At 25.0% G+C, this 16,703-nt stretch carries 11 protein-coding genes, 1 tRNA gene and 1 rRNA gene; 1 reads left to right on the top strand and 12 read right to left on the bottom strand.

Going from position 1 to position 16,703, the window contains the following annotated elements; translation table 11 throughout:
* The 6 genes from GM111_RS07175 to sppA form a co-directional block, all read right to left on the bottom strand.
* Nucleotides 1-220, bottom strand: a 220-nt coding sequence (locus GM111_RS07175) for a hypothetical protein (protein WP_156300425.1), incomplete at its 3' end; no start/stop codon positions are given.
* Nucleotides 217-1,086 (bottom strand): hypothetical protein, encoded by an 870-nt coding sequence (locus GM111_RS07180; protein WP_197034527.1) that lies wholly within the window; start codon nt 1,084-1,086, stop codon nt 217-219. The genes GM111_RS07180 and GM111_RS07175, both read right to left, overlap by 4 nt.
* A 1,628-nt stretch (nt 1,087-2,714) precedes the next feature.
* Nucleotides 2,715-7,706, bottom strand: coding sequence for a filamentous hemagglutinin N-terminal domain-containing protein (locus GM111_RS07185; protein ID WP_156300427.1), 4,992 nt, complete (start codon nt 7,704-7,706; stop codon nt 2,715-2,717).
* 79 nt (nt 7,707-7,785) lie between these two features.
* Nucleotides 7,786-8,718 carry a cation diffusion facilitator family transporter gene (locus GM111_RS07190; protein WP_156300428.1) on the bottom strand — a complete coding sequence of 311 codons (933 nt, stop codon included), beginning with the start codon at nt 8,716-8,718 and terminating at the stop codon, nt 7,786-7,788.
* A gap of 17 nt (nt 8,719-8,735) precedes the next feature.
* Nucleotides 8,736-10,019, bottom strand: coding sequence for a uracil permease (gene uraA / locus GM111_RS07195; protein WP_156300429.1), 1,284 nt, complete (start codon nt 10,017-10,019; stop codon nt 8,736-8,738).
* Between the two features lie 76 nt (nt 10,020-10,095).
* Nucleotides 10,096-11,748 carry a signal peptide peptidase SppA gene (gene sppA, locus GM111_RS07200; protein WP_156300430.1) on the bottom strand — a complete coding sequence of 551 codons (1,653 nt, stop codon included), beginning with the start codon at nt 11,746-11,748 and terminating at the stop codon, nt 10,096-10,098.
* 361 nt (nt 11,749-12,109) lie between these two features.
* Here sppA and aphA point away from each other — a divergent pair, with 361 nt between their 5' ends.
* Entirely contained in the window at nt 12,110-12,838 is a 729-nt protein-coding gene (aphA, locus tag GM111_RS07205) for an acid phosphatase AphA (RefSeq protein WP_156300431.1), read from the top strand.
* A gap of 209 nt (nt 12,839-13,047) precedes the next feature.
* Here the strand turns inward: aphA and GM111_RS07210 are convergent, their stop codons facing one another.
* From GM111_RS07210 to GM111_RS07235, 6 genes are all read right to left on the bottom strand, one after another.
* Nucleotides 13,048-13,629 (bottom strand): hypothetical protein, encoded by a 582-nt coding sequence (locus GM111_RS07210; protein WP_156300432.1) that lies wholly within the window; start codon nt 13,627-13,629, stop codon nt 13,048-13,050.
* Nucleotides 13,630-13,639: 10 nt separating this feature from the next.
* Nucleotides 13,640-14,761 carry a DUF1700 domain-containing protein gene (locus GM111_RS07215; protein ID WP_156300433.1) on the bottom strand — a complete coding sequence of 374 codons (1,122 nt, stop codon included), beginning with the start codon at nt 14,759-14,761 and terminating at the stop codon, nt 13,640-13,642.
* The gene (locus tag GM111_RS07220; RefSeq protein ID WP_156300434.1) at nt 14,754-15,068 is read right to left on the bottom strand and encodes a PadR family transcriptional regulator; all 315 of its coding nucleotides are present in this window, start codon (nt 15,066-15,068) and stop codon (nt 14,754-14,756) included. Before GM111_RS07220 ends, GM111_RS07215 begins: the two co-directional genes overlap by 8 nt.
* Before the next feature lie 194 nt (nt 15,069-15,262).
* Nucleotides 15,263-16,306 (bottom strand): LLM class flavin-dependent oxidoreductase, encoded by a 1,044-nt coding sequence (locus GM111_RS07225; protein ID WP_156300435.1) that lies wholly within the window; start codon nt 16,304-16,306, stop codon nt 15,263-15,265.
* Nucleotides 16,307-16,466: 160 nt separating this feature from the next.
* Nucleotides 16,467-16,575: ribosomal RNA gene (gene rrf / locus GM111_RS07230) — 5S ribosomal RNA — on the bottom strand.
* Nucleotides 16,576-16,581: 6 nt separating this feature from the next.
* Nucleotides 16,582-16,658 (bottom strand) — tRNA-Asn (locus GM111_RS07235).
* Between the last annotated feature and the right edge of the window lie 45 nt (nt 16,659-16,703).

Genomic DNA, 16,703 nt, shown 5'->3' on the forward strand with positions numbered 1-16,703 from the left:
TATTAGATGGTTCTATCTTTACATCTATATTATTACTTTTAACATATTTAAAGTTAGATACTAATTCATCTATTTTTGATACATCTAAGGACTTACCACTTTTTAAATCACTATTTAAACTTACAGCCAAACTTTCTTCTTTTCCATTGTATATTATTTTATCTATTTCTGTGGCTTGTAAGATAAAAGGTATTAGGGTTAATGTTATTAATTTTTTCATTCTCCAGTTTCCTTTTCTACATATACCTCAAGCTTATATGTCTTAGGATTATGATATTTCTTTATTCTTTCATATACCTCTTTTTCTATTTCTTCCTTATTACTTAAATTACACTCTTTACACTTTAAAACTATATATAATCTTGGGAAATATGAAAATGTTTCTGCATATTCATCCCAATTCATTGTTTCAAATTGTCTCACTTCTTTGAAGTATTCTGAAGATATTTTAGAAAACTTTTTCTCATTCTCTTCTTCTTTTTCTTTAAATTCTTCCAATGTCATAGAAACCTCTTTAAATACTAACTCTCCATCTTCTCTAAAGTATTGATAGAAACTTCCTTCTTTTTCTTTTGATGTATATAGTCGTTTTAAATAGCCATAATTCTCAATATAAAACTCTACATTTATTAGATATTTTTGACTATAATCATCTAAAATTTTTTCTATCTCCCTAAAATTATTACCTTTTTCTTTATTAAAAATCAAATCACTAAAAGAATAAAAACCATATCCCTTTTCTAATAATTCTCTACGTGATAATCCATAACCAAAAGAAGTAACTGGAACAAGTAACTTTAAATTTAAATTTAAACCTATATACTTACTTTTATTTTTTACAGGTGGATATAACCACATATATGTTATTTCATTTGGACCAGATCCTATCATATAAAAGGCCTCTAAATCTATAGTTCTCCTTTTTATAGCTATTCCTCTTTCTCTTAAATCTTTTATCATTGCACCTTCTGAATTTATTCTTACACATGCTCCAACAAAAAATAAAAATATTACAATAAACACTGATAAACAACCAGTAAAAACTGATTTACATCCTCTTTCCATTCTATTTATATATCCTTTCATATTCATGTTTTTTAATTAATTGATTATTAAAATCATTATCAAAACTACCTGAATTATGTTTTCTAAATATACCCTGTTTCATTTCAAGTATATTAAGTAATTCATCTACTATCTTTTCTTTATTTTTTTTCTGTTCATCTTTTAAAAGCTCATCTATATTTTTTATAATAATTCCAGCTTTATAATTTTTATAACTAGCAGGATAACTCATTATATCTTCAAAAAATTCTATTGCTTCCTTTTTTAAATATTCGTTTTCAAATTTATTATACATCTTTTTATATATTTTTTTATTTTCTATCATTTGATTTGTATTGTTTTCATAGATAATCTTCTCTTTATTTAATTCATCTATTTCTTTCTCTTCATTCTTAATAACAAAATACTTTAGGATATCAGGATACATATTTAAAGGAATCTTTTGATTTAATTCTGTATTTTTCTTTAAATTATCTATAATTGCATTTGGAACTCCTAAAATACCCCCTCCTTTAGGTAGTATAGTTACCACTCTAGAACCAACATTTCCTGTTTCTGTATTATTTGATGCTGGATCAAATATTATTGCTGAAACATTATCATAATCATTTGCAACTTTCATTGATATTGCACCTGCTAAAGAATGGGAACCAATAACAATTTTATTACCACTTTTTACAAATGGTTTAATTTGTTCTGAAGCATCTTTAGGTTGATTTAAAAATGGAATTTTATTTCTATATGGTAATACAAATAAATTTACAGCCCAATCCATTTTTTGGTCACTCCCTCTAGCTATAAAATAATTTACAGTAGGGTCTATTTCAGGAGTTAATACAACAGCTTGATACCCATTTTTTTTATCTTCAATTGAAGATACTTTTAGTTTTTTATCATTTATAATTATAGTATCTCCTAGAATTAATTTTTGATATTTAGGTTCTATTTTCTCATTTTCAAATATTAGTTTTTTTAATGTACTTACATAAAAATTGTCTGGTTTCTCTCTCGGTTTCTTATTAATATTATCCCTACCATCATCTAAATGCATATTATATATATAATCTTCAGATAACTGTCTAATTTCTTCCAATGTTAATACATATTCAAAAAAAGCAGCTGGTTTATATTTGGGATTTTCCATTATTTTATTCAACTCTTCATCTAATTTAAAATCTTTTATCTTATTACCTTGACTTACTCCATCATAAAAAAGATCTAAAATTTTTTTACTTGCATCTTCTTTTTCTTTTTTTGATAATTTATTATATTTTTTTATAGTTTCTTCAAACATTTTTGATAAAAATTCTTTTTCAAATCTTTTTTTATCATCATTTTTCTTTTCACTTTGCTTCATCTTTTTTTGTTGTAATTTTCTTCCAATATTATCGTTTTCCTCTTTAGTTCTAGAACTCTCTCCTGTATGTGCAAGAGTTATATGAGTATTTGTCTTATCACTAACAACCTCTGCATCACTTGGCATACTTGATACATCATCTTTTGGTAATTCTTCTATCTCTTCACTACCATTTATTACATACTCTGAATATATATTACCTGGTGTTGCTCCTAATAATTTCCCTTCTTCTGTTTTTCTTCCCTCTTCATGTATTCCATATTCTCTTGCTAGTGCTTTCTTAAACTCTAACTCACTCATATCTCCAAATGTATATACATTTCCATGTTGATCTACTGCTACTCTTAACTCTTCCCCTTTTTCTTTTAATTCGTAGTATCTTCTTTGAAATTTCAGAATATTTAGATATATTTTCATCTGTTAGCTTTTCATATACTTTTAAATCATTAAAGCCTATTTCTTTTGCAAGTAATTTCCTCTCTGTATTATCTTTAGCTGACTTTTCATTTATCTTATTAACTAAATATTCTCCATTTAAATGATAATTTGATAATTCTCTTAAACTTCTCTTTTCTTCATATGCTATATCAGTTAATTCATCACTAACACTATTTCTATTATTATCTATCTTTGATTTTATTCCTTTAAATGTACTCTCTATATCTTTTGAAGCCATCTCTTGTTTGTGTTTAAATTCTTCAGGATTCATTATTGCATTTACAAGTCCTGTACTTAACTCTAAATCTCCTACTCTTCCACTTACTCCTGATGTCCCTACTCTATAGCCAAAGTCTATATTATGATTATTTGCTTCTTCTTCTTTTACAGTTAGTTTTTCTACATTTAATTTAGATAAGTCTAAATCATTCTTATAGGCCTTCTCTTCTCTCTTATCTACAAACTCTCCTTCTACATTTCCACCTGTAGGTATACCTGATAAGTTTAATGATACATCAAAGCCTACTCCTACTTTATTTCTTGTCTTTTCATCTTTTACTTCTTCTATAGATAGATTTTTTATATCTCCTTCTATAACACTATTTTTTGTCTTTAATCCTTTTATACTTACATTTTCTACATTGTTATATACTTCTTTACTATCTATTAATTCATTTAATGTGTTTAATTTTTCTTCTTTTAAATCATAACTTCCCTTTACACCTATATTAATATTGGCTGGTGAAAACTTCATTTCTTTTGTATCAAGTGATGAACCTATCCCTAAACTTACTGATGCATCAATTACCTCTTCTTTATTTTCTGCCCTTAATACATCTTTCTTTACTTCCTTAACATTATTATATACTAACTTACTATCTTTTACTACTGTTGATGTAAAGTTTACTTTATCATTATTATTAAATAATATATTTCCACCACTTAATGTATTCCCTTTTACCTCTTCTTTATGTGATAATATTGTCTTATTTGATATATCTAACGAGGCTCCTGCACTTACATTTACATAAGCTGATATATCTTTTTCTAATTTAGTTGTTTCTTTATCTACTTTCTTTCCTATATTTTTTAAATCTTCTCTACTTGCTGCAACATATTTGGTTACTACATTGTTTTTTTCATCAACAAAACTCTTTTTAATCTTTACATTACTAGATAAATCATCAACAGCTCCTACATAACCATTAGCTAGGTTAGATATTGCTTTAGTTATTTCTCCATCTAAAAGATTTTTTACACCTTTACCCATTTTAAATATATCTTTTGCTATTGGGGAACTTGCATTTACATTAATACCTAGACTAACTCCTGTTATATTTTCTGTCCTATCAGTTTCATCCTTTATAGCCCTAAAATTTACTTCTTTTGCATTTACTGTTAAATTATCATAACTAAGATTAGTATTTGTAACATCAAGTTCTTTTTCTATTATTGTATTTCCTTTTAATGATATATTACTACTCTCATGTATTTTAGATTTTGACTTAATATTTTGGTTTTCTATATTTAGATTTATTCCAGCTCCTATACCTGTTATACCTGCATTACCACTTAAGTTTAACCCACCACTATAGTTATTTTCATTTTCTCTATTATTTAAATCTTGTGTTCTAACATTTAAACTATTTATTTTTCCATTATTTAATTCTACATTAGAACTTAATACATCTAATTTATCAATACTTGCTTCTTCTTTTACTAATATATTACTTCTTTCATTTCCTTCATAACTATTATCTTTTTTATTTACCTTATGAGAAAAAAGTGTTACATTTCCATCTACCCTTAGATTTTCTTTATCTTTTCTTCCTACTACATTATCTACTAACTTAAATGTTTCTACTCTTTGTTTTATATCTGTTTTTAAAACTTGTGATTTAACATTTAAGTCTTTTGTTTCTAGTCTATCTGTTTCTACATTAGAACCTTCTACATCTAAGCTCTTAGTTTTAATATCTTTTACTAATATATTTGAACTTACATTTTCTTGATAGTTAACATTTGTATTTTCTTTATGTGTTACATTTTTACTTTTTTTAATATATTCATTATTAACTATATCTGATTTAACAGTAATATTTTCTCCTGTTAGTTTATCTGCTATTACATTTGAAGCATTTATTGTAGTATTACTATTATTTAGATTTATTTCTTTTGCATTAATATTTGAACTATTACTTATTTCTTTTTTATCTAATAGATATTCTTTATTTGATACTGTTTTTAATTCCTTAGATTCTTTTGTTTTTTCACTTGTTATTAATAACTTATCTGAATCTATATTAAGCTTATTATCTACATTTAAATTAGAAGATACAATATTAGTTTCTTTTGATTTAATAGATATATTTTTAGCATTAATAGTAGAATTATCTATTTTTTCTTCTTTTACTAATATATCAGTATAGTTATTTAATATATGTGATTTATTAGTTATTTTATCTCCAGTTATATTTACTTTTTCTGATAATATATCTATATTTTCTTTTACCTTTATATCTCCACTTAAATTAGTTTCTTTTGAATCTACTAATATATTATTTGCTTCTAAACTTGATTTCTTTAAATCTTCATATCTATTTATGAATTTTACTTCATCTACTACTAGATAGCTTTCTTTTTCTTCTACTATTGATTTAAGGGTTATATTATCTGATTTAATATTTAGGTTATCTAAGGCTTTTAGTTTAGCTCCTTCTACTAATATATTATTACTTAATAGATTAATATTATCAAATAGAAGTTTTTGTTCTTTTATATTTAAGTTTTTAGCATTTATTGTAATATTTGACTTAGTAGGTTTAGATTCTAAATTATTATGATTCATTTTAAAGTTATCTATTAAATATCTATTATTACTATTGTATTTAATATTATTTAAGAAATATGGATTATTTAAAAAGTTTGATAGTTTTACATATCTTGGATCATCTTCTAAATTGTATTCTATCTTCTTACCATTTATCTCTATTTCTTCTTTATTATTTATATATCTTTCATCTTCTTCTCTTAAAGTCTTTTTACTTTCATCTATGCTATATGATTTAAAGTTTACATTTTCTGCATCTATGTTAATATTTTCACCTTTAATATGAGATGGAAGTCCTTTAAGATTTACTTCTCTATCATTACCTAAATCTCTAATATATGTAGCATTATGTAATATATTACAATATACAAGACCTCCAGGACAACTAAAAGAACCATCAAATATCATTTTTTCATAACCATCTTGAATAGTTATTGTTTCATCACTAATACTAGATGCATTATTATATGTATTAGTCTTTATATTATTATCATTATTTGCTATTATATGTCCATCTTTATTATTTACTACATCTTTTGTAGTAATATTAATGTTATTACCACTAAGTACTGAAAAGCTTGTATCTGAGTTAGTATTTTCTACATATCCTTTTAGTAAGATATTTTCTTCACTTTCTCCTAAATAGTTATCAGAGTATTGTGAATACATTGCCTCTTTATTTTTATTCTTTATTTCTTCTATTCTTTCTTTACTTAATAGTTCACTTCCATTTAGGTTGTAAAATATTCCAGCTTTACCAGCTCTTTCCTTATTGTATTTTACATCTCCCCAATCTTTCCATACTCTCCAATCAAATTCAGTAGGATCTATTACTACTACTTCATCATAGAAAGCTGACAAAGCATTTATCTTTGCTTCATCAGTTGAAGATAATATTCCAGCATTATATGAAACATATGTTTCTTTTAGTTTTGTTTTCCACTCTTCTATATTTTCTATTATATTTCCATTTTTATCTTTGTATTTAATTATGGGGTTACCATAAGAATTTACCTTACCTATATTATTAAGGTTTTTACTTTCTAAACTTAAGATATTATCTGCATGTATTATTGCTCCATTTAGATTTGATATATTTTCTTTTGCTTTTAATGATATATTATCACTTATTAATATATTTCCATCATTTAATATATTATTGGCTTCTATACTTATACTATTATTTGATATGATTTTATCTCTATTTGTAAAATCTTCTTCTACCTTTATATCTAAGTTATCTGTTCTTATACTTTCTATATTTGCTTGTCTCTTTGATTCTAAACTTAAATCCTTTGAAGTTATACTCTTAACTCCTATCCCTGATTTAGTTGCTACTATCTTTACTACATCTCCATATACTGACCCTATTATATCTGCACTTATTTCTGTTCCTTCTTCTCCTGCATATGTTGTTACATTAAGCTTTTTTGCATATATATCTGAATCTGAAGTAAATTTATTAGCTACTATCTCTAGGTTTTCTTTAGTATTTAACTCTTTTAAACTTTTTATGTCTCCTGTTGGTTTTAAGTAATTTATTTTATTATCTTCATCTATATTTACTTTTCCTGTTGTTAAAGACATATTATGTATATTTAAAAAACTTGCACCATCTAGTGTTATTCCATTAGGATTTGAAAGTATTACATCTAATTTATCTTTACTTAATGCCTCAAGTATTCCTTTTAGTTTACTCTCTTCTGTTCCTGTTACATCTAGAAGTGCAAGTTTTGCTCTTGTTTCTTTTATATTATTATTTCCATTTATTAGTCCTGCTATATGACTCCTTGCTATATTTTTAGCATTATTAATTACAGCACCTTTTTCACTTACATTAAAGTCTTTAAATGTTGAATGACTTACACCTTTAGGACTTGGAGTCGATATATTTATTATATCTATACCATTATTACTCTTTTCTATATATACATTAGTATTACCATCTACTGTTATATTTGCATATGAAAAAAGAGAGATTGATATTGCTATAATCATACCAAAAAACTTCTTCATAACTATTACCTTCCTTTTTATTTGATTTATTAATTGATGTTATCATGTTTTTTTATATTTGTCAATAAAAAGCCTTAGATCATTCATCTAAGGCTTCCTCTGTATGTATATTTATTTCTGGATCTTCAATTTGTATAGTTACATGCTCTATACCGTATTCTTCTTTCAATATATTTGAAATATTTTTTACTATATCATAATCATTTATACCATTATATTCCTTTAATAATACATGAAATGATAAGCTATATAGTCCTTCTGAAATAGACCAAAGATGGAATTCATGTACATTTTTAACATTATCTATTTTTAATATACTATCTCTTATCTTAGCTATGTCTAATTCTTCAGGTACTGCTTCCATTAGAATATTTAACGATTTTTTGATTATCTTAAATCCACCCATCATTATTACTATGCTTATTACCGCACTTATTATTGGATCTAATAATATTAATCCTGTATATTTAACAAGTATTCCTGTAATAATTACTCCAACTGAATTTAATAAATCCCCTAAAAAATGCCATAAGGCACTTTTAATGTTTAAGTTTTCTTCATGTTTCAAACTATTCATAAGTACTAATGTAAGTACTATATTTATTACTAAACCTATAACCGCTATTGTTATCATTAAACTAAAATTTATATTCTGTGGATTAATTACTCTTTTAACAGCTTCATAAATTATTCCAAAAGCTATAAGTATTAAAGCAAGACCATTTAAAAAAGCTGCTATAATTTCTACTCTTAAATATCCATAAGTATATTTCTGAGTTGGTTTTTTAGAAGCATAAAAAATTGCAACCATACTAAATACCAAAGCTATTACATCTGATATCATATGAAATGAATCAGAAACTAATGCAAGTGAACCTGAAATTAGTCCACCAAATAATTCTAACATTGCAAATACTGCTGTAAGTACTAAACTAATCCATAAAGTTTTTTTAGATTGATTCTGTACCTTATAATGCTTCGCATGATGATAATCAAATTCTATATTTTTCATATCTTTGCTCCTTTTTCTTAATTCCATTTCTCATTCATGATATTTAATTTATCAAATACATAAAAAAGTATACTTATTATTATCCCTAAAATTGCTGCTAAATTCATTCCTTGAAATTCCATTCCTAAAACTGTAAATTTTAGTCCTGAAAGGCCAGCTATAAAAATTACTGAAGTTAAAATTAAATTTTGTGGTTTATTAAAATCTACTTTTTCTTCAACTAACAACCTCAATCCTGATGTCCCTATCATTCCATATAGAAGAAACGTAACTCCACCTATAACATCTCCTGGTATTGATTGTATTAAGGCTGAAAACGGTCCTATAAAGGCCATGCAAATAGAAATTATCGCAGCTCCTTTAATTACCTGGATACTATATACTCCAGTAATGGCCATAACTCCTATATTTTCTCCATAAGTTGTAGTCGGTACTCCTCCTATTAATCCTGATAACATAGTAGAGAAATTATCTCCAAATAAGCTTCTATGTAATCCTGGATCTTTAATTAAATCCTTTCCTACTATTCTACTTGTAACTACTTGATGTGATATATGTTCAGATACTATTACTAATACTACCGGTAACATTGCAAGTAAAGCTTTTATATCAAATTTAGCAATTGCAAAATTAGGTAATGTAAACAAAGGTGTATTAATTACAACTGTTAGATCAACAACTCCTAATATAACTGAAGCTATATATCCTACTATTATTGCTATAAGTATAGGTATAGTTGCAAAAAATTTTCTAAATAAAACTGAACCCAATATTGCTGTAACAAGGGTTATAGCAAATACTAAAATACTTGTAGAACTTGGATTATCTGTCATAATATTTGCACCAATTTTTCCCCCTGAAACTGTTAATTTGGCAAGATCAAATCCTATTAATGAAACTACAGCACCCATGGCAGCTGGTGGAAGTATTATATTTATCCAATCTGTTCCAAATTTATATATTACAAAAGATAGAATACATCCTATCAATCCTACAAATACAAATCCTCCTAATGCATAATCATAATCCATACCTAAACCATATTTAGATATAATATATAAAGTTGGTGCAATAAATGCTCCACTTGAACCTAAATATGCTGGAACCTTATTTCTTGTAATCCATAAAAATATTAAAGTTCCTATCCCATTCATAAACAATGCTATATTAGGATTTATACCAAATATTATTGGTATTAAAATAGAACCTCCAAACATAGCAAATGTATGTTGAAAACTAAGTGGTACCAATAATGATTTCGGTACTTTTTCATCAATTTGTATTATTTTTCTTAAACTCATAATTTTCTCCTTTTTTTATAATTATAATTATATCATATAAAAAAGAGTTACTACAAATTAAATATAAAAAGAACAATTAATCTATTTTTATATTCATATAATACATTGGCTTATATTTATTTTTTAAAATAATATCTAATTCATGATTTATTTCTAATGAAAATGGCAATGGATTCATTGACTTAATGCTATCCATAATAGTTGTTTTTTTAACTGCATAATATAATTTACAATCTTTAATATCAAGATATTTCATCATCTCCTCTAAACAATCATCAAAAGTCCCCACTTTATCTGCAAGACCTATTTGTACAGCTTCTTCTCCTAGCCATATTCTACCTTGAGCAATTTTTTCTAATCTTTCATCAGTCATTATCCTAGCTGTCATAACATGTCTTTTAAATTCTATATAAACATCTTGCATATTTTGAATTAATTTTTCTTTAAGTTCTGGGCTTAATACTTGTTTTAAATCAAATAATTCTGTAGCTATACCTGAACTTACTGTTTCTATATTTAATCCAATTTTTTTACTTACCTCATCAAAAGTAGGATACATACTCACAACACCTATAGAACCTGTTATTGTATTTTTATTTACAAATATTTTTTTAGATACTGTAGAAATATAATAACCTCCACTAGCAGCAACTTGACCCATGGATACAAAAATTGGAACTCCTAAATTTTTTAATTCTTTATATATTCTTTCAGATTCTAAAGCACTTCCTCCTGGTGAATTAATTCTTAATATTACTCCTTTAAGATTTTCAATTTCTTGTAACTCTTCAATTTTTTCTAATATATCATCATATGTAATAACACTTTTTGAATTACTCCTAGATAATATTTCTCCTTCAGCACATATTACACCTATTACATTTTTACTTTTATTTTTCTTCTTAACTTTTTTTGCAAAAGATATTAAACTATCTGTATTTGTTGAATAATCTATTTCTAATTTATCAAAATTAGAAATTCCATCTATTAACCCATTTTCTTTAGCAACACTATGCTTTACTAATACAAAATCACCTTTAAATAATTTTTCTCTAATATCAATATTTCTTCTTTCTTTAACCTCTTCTAAAAAATTTTCTAACATCTTATCATAAATTCTAGTTATAGATATTCTTTGCTCTTCCGACATTTCTTCTCTATGAAAATTTTCACCTGCTGATTTGTAATCTCCGATATGTAAAACATTTACTTTTAATCCTATTCTATCAAACAAATTTTTAAAATATATAAAAGATCTTGAATAACCCTTTAATACCATAGATGAATTTAAAGAATTATACATATATATTGTATCTGCAAGCATAGCTATTCTATACTTTCTATTATCTAAATTAGAGGCTAAAGCAATTACTTTCTTAGATTTATTCATTTCTTTAAAAATTTCCTTTAATTCATCTATTTGAGTAGAATTTAATTCCATATTATCTATATCAAGTATTACTTCTTCTACACTATTTATTTCATTTATTTTTTTTATTGCCGACTTAAATTCAAAAAAAGAAAGTTTATCGTTTAATCCTCCTTTTTCTGTATCTTCAAATAATTCATCATTTGCAATTACTATTTTTCTTATTTTTTTCAATTTTAAGTTACTAACATTTTTATCTTTCTTAAATATTTTCCTAATTGCAAATGATACTAACCCTAAAATTAAAACCAAAATTAATACAATTATTATTGCTTGTATTATAGAATATATTATTATCATTTTTATCTTGTATAATATAGTTATTATTAAACTATATTTCTCCTTTCTTTTTATAAAATTATCAAATATGATTAAAAATATATTTTAATTTTTATAGTTAGGAATTATCAAATTTTAATCAATAATATTCTATTTATAAGTAATTAAACTTTATTTAATACTACTAAAATTCCTTAAAATTTAATAAATCTACCTATTGTATCATTTTTTATTTATACTTAATATTTCAAAATTATTCTCTTAAAAAGATAATATATTATATTTTTATATTTGTCAAATGAAATTTTACAAAAGTTTACTGTTGAAAAAAATAATTTTTGGTAGTATAATATATTAACAAAACATAAGAAGGAGAAAATTTATGAAAAAAACAATTTTACTATTAGCATTTTTAACTGCTGGAAACTTATTTGCTGCAGGTCCAAAATTACCTTATACTCATCAAGGTTTTAAAACTAATGATAATGTTCAAATAGCTGTAAACTTTGTTTCTATTGATGGTATTAAAGAAAGTATTAAAGATATGCCACCTATGACTGTATCTTTTGATATTGATGATACTTTAATTTTTTCAAGTCAATATTTCCAATACGGATTTACTTACGGTCCTGAATTAGGTTGGGGAAACAATCCTAAAGAGGTTTTAAATAACCAAAATTTCTGGGATTATGTTGCAGAACAAGCTGATAAACACTCTATTCCTAAACAATCTGCAATTGATATAATAAAAATGCATTTAGAAAGAGGAGATAAAATTGCTTTTATAACTGGTAGAACTCCTCATAGAAATTTAGAAAATGGTACAATTACTGAAACTTCATTAGCATTACAAAAATCTTTAAAATTACCTTATGCTGTACCAATTTGGTATACTTCTGAAACACCTTTAGATGGTAACAAATGGGATAAAACTTATTATATTAAAAAAGTTGGTTCAAAAATCCATTATGGAGATTCTGATAATGATATTTTAGCTGCAAGAGAAGCTGGAATTAGAGGTATTAGAGTTCAAAGATCATATTCATCAACTAATAGACAACAACTAAATGGGGGATACGGAGAAGAAGTAGTTATTAACTCTGCATGGTAATTCTAAAAATAAAATATTTGCAGTAAGTATATAGATATATTAAGGAAGAAATTATTTAAAAATATAAAAAATAATGGAGAATTCTAAAAATTTAGAGAATTCTCCATCTTTTAATTAATATTTTCATTCCAATTTTTAATTATTTTTATAAATCCTAATTTAGAATATTTTTTGATCCTCTTTAATTAAATTTAAAACTTATTCATTTTTTATTTTCTTATTTCTATTTTACCTACTATATTTTCCATTTTAACATTTAATATCGATGATGTACTTGTAGGAGCATCTACAAATATTTTTCCAACTATATTTGATGATTCTATTTTCACATTATTTTTTACCTTAATATCTATTTTACCAGCTATATTTTCTAAATTAATTAATCCACTTTCAGCTGCCTCAAATTTCATTAACCCTGCAAAATTTTCTACATCTATATCTAGTCTTTCATTATCTTTATATGTAATTTTTATATAACTCTTTTCATTTTTAAATACTGAATATTTTTTGGATTGTACCTTTATTTTCCCACTAGTATATGAATAATTAATTATTTCCCCTGTTCTTTTTATAAATATGCTATTTTTAGTTCCTTTTTCTATTTTAACATTTCCAGCAAAGTCTTCTATATCTATATTTACTATTTCTCCTAATTCCTCTTCAGAACTATATTCTACTAGATTATTCATATTTTCATAATATTCTTTAGTATCAAAAATATTTTTACCTATTAAAAAAATTCCTATAATTATAAATATCAATCCTATTAATAATCTTTTAAAAAATTTCATTTTTAGCCTCCTAATATATTTTAACCATCCCTAATATAGAATCTATTCTTATTTTCTTTTTAGAACTTAATTTTTTGTCTATACTATCATCTATTTTTAAAGATCCTAATTTACTATCTACTGATATATCTATATTTTTTTCTTCACCAAGATTAACTTTTAATGTCCCAAGTATTGAATCAATATCTAAATTACCTTCTTTTGGATATTCATAATAAATATTTCCTAATAATGAATCTACCTCTACATCTAAATTTTCTTCTTTATATTCTATAACTATTGTTGGTAATTTTTCTATAAGTATTTCAACTGCTTTATTTGAATCAATCGATAAATCAAGAACACCATCATTAAATACTTTAATTAGTTCTATTTTATCAATAAAATTCATTATTTTTAAATTATTTTCATTTCCTCTAACTATTTTAACATTCCCTAAAATATCATTAAATTTTATTTTCTTTAGTCCTTCAAGTGATATTATTTCTTCTTTAATTTCCTCATCAAAAATATCTTCACTTTCAACTTCTTGAAAATATGTATTTCCTTTTTTAAAAGTAAATGAATATTTCTTTTTTTTCTTTGATGATATAATTCTATATATTCTCATTAAAATATCAGAAATTATTGATATAATAAATTTTGAAATTGATATTATTATAGGAATAAATATTATAGCTAATCCTATTAATATAAATAATCCTCCAATAGAGCCAACTAAGAAAGATGAACCAAGACCAATAACTTTAAATGGTATTGTAAATAATGACCACAAGATTATAAATGGTATTGCTATTACTCCAATTATAAATAAAAATAATAAAGGAATTAATACTAATACTAATATAATAGCTGGTATTGCAATTGGTGCTGTAATTATACCACTAAGAAATAATAATATTGAAGTAAATGAACCTCTTCTTTTCCATTTTTCTTCTTTTTTTATCCCTAATTCCACTAAAATATCCCTTGATATAATTTTAGGATCCATATCCGTTGGTATTTTATCATTATCTTCTATACCTAAATCCGCAAAATACTCTTCATAAAAATCAAATACTGATTTTTTATCAGTATAATCTAAATCTTTTAAATATATATCTAATTTCCTCATAAATTCTTTTTTAGTCATATAATCCTGCCTCCTCAATAAATGATTCTATTTCTTTTTTTAACTCTAACCACTCATTTGTAAATTTTTTTAGCTCCTTTTTTCCTTCTACAGTTATCCTATAATACCTTCTATTTCTACCTTGAAAAGAACTATCATAAGTTTCAAGAAAATCTTTTTTTTGTAATCTTCTAAGTACTGGATAGAGGGTTGATTCACTAATTTTAATTCTATCTTGAACTTTTTGAGTAAGAATATAACCATATAAATCTTCCTTATTCAAACAAGAAAGTACACAAAAATCTAATATTTCACTACTTATTTGCACAAATTATCCTCCTTTTATCTTTTATAATATTATATATTGTATAATATTGTTTGTCAAGTAATAAAATAAAATTATTAAAAAATAATCATTACAATAAATATTTTTACTAGAAAATAAAAACAAAATGGATGCCCCTTGTTAAATACAAGTAAACATCCATTTAAAGTATAATATATATCTTTTTTTAGAGTTTTTTATTTATCTTTAAAATATTCTCTTACTTTAGGAGCAACTTCTTCTCCAAATAATCTTATAGATTCTAAAATATCTTCATGAGGTAAAGATCCTAATGGTAAATGTAATAAAAATCTATTTAGTCCTAATTCTTCTATCATTCTAATTAATTTATTAGCAACAGTTTCAGGGTCTCCAACAAACATTACATCGTCATCACCAACCATATTTAAATATCTATCCCAAGTTAATTTACTCCAATGTGCTCTTTCTTCAGCTATTCTATCCATTACCAATTTAGTAGGATAATAATATTTTTTTATAGCTTCTTCCTTATCTTTAGCAATAAATCCCCAAGAATGAGCAGCAACCTTAAGGTTTTCAATAGGATGATTTGCTCTTAATCCAATATTTCTGTAATGATTAATTAATCCCTTAAATCCAGAAATTCCTCCACCTAAAATAGCGTATGCAACTGGTAATCCTTGTAAAGCAATATTTACAGTTGATTCAAGATTACCTCCTGTACCAACCCATACATCAAGTTTTTCTGCTCTAGGATAAACACCCTTTCCATCTACTTTATGAGTATGAGTTGTCCCTTTCCAATTTAAAATTTCATTTTCTTTTATTGCTAATAACATATCTAATTTTTCTTTAAATAATTCATCATAATCTGCTAAATTATATCCAAATAATGGAAAAGACTCAATGAATGATCCACGTCCTACCATAATTTCTGCTCTTCCTTTAGAAAGTGCATCAACTGTTGCAAAGTTTTGATATATTCTTATTGGATCTGCAGAAGATAAAACCGTAACTGCACTTGTAAGTTTAATATTTTTAGTATTAACAGCCCCTGCAGCAAGAATAATTTCAGGATTAGATACTGCAAAATCATCTCTGTGGTGTTCTCCTATTCCATAAACATCTAATCCTACTTTATCCGCAAGTTCAATTTCTTCAACTAAATTTCTAATTCTTTCTGCATGAGATATTGCTTTCCCAGTTTGCTCAATAATTGTTGTTTCTCCAAATGTTGAAATTCCTAATTCAATTTTCATTTTAATCTACTCCCTTTATTCTTATATAAATATATCTAATACACTATTAATATATCATTTTCAAAATATATCTAATTAGATATATATATAATACATCATTTTTAAAAAAATGTCAAGAAAAAAAAAGAGTACTAAAGTACTCAACAATAAATAATAAAAAGTTTAGCAATTACCTATTTTCCCTATTACTAAGTATCTTTGGCGTACACAGACTTAACTTCTAGGTTCGAAATGTAACTAGGTGTATCCCTGTGGCTATAATCACTAAACTTAAATGGCGACCTTGGAAGGACTCGAACCTTCGACCCTCTGATTAACAGTCAGATGCTCTAACCGACTGAGCTACAAAGTCATGATTTAAAAAAAGTTTGGCAACTACCTATCTTCCCTATTACTA

Source organism: Streptobacillus canis, from assembly GCF_009733925.1.
Lineage (GTDB): Bacteria > Fusobacteriota > Fusobacteriia > Fusobacteriales > Leptotrichiaceae > Streptobacillus > Streptobacillus canis.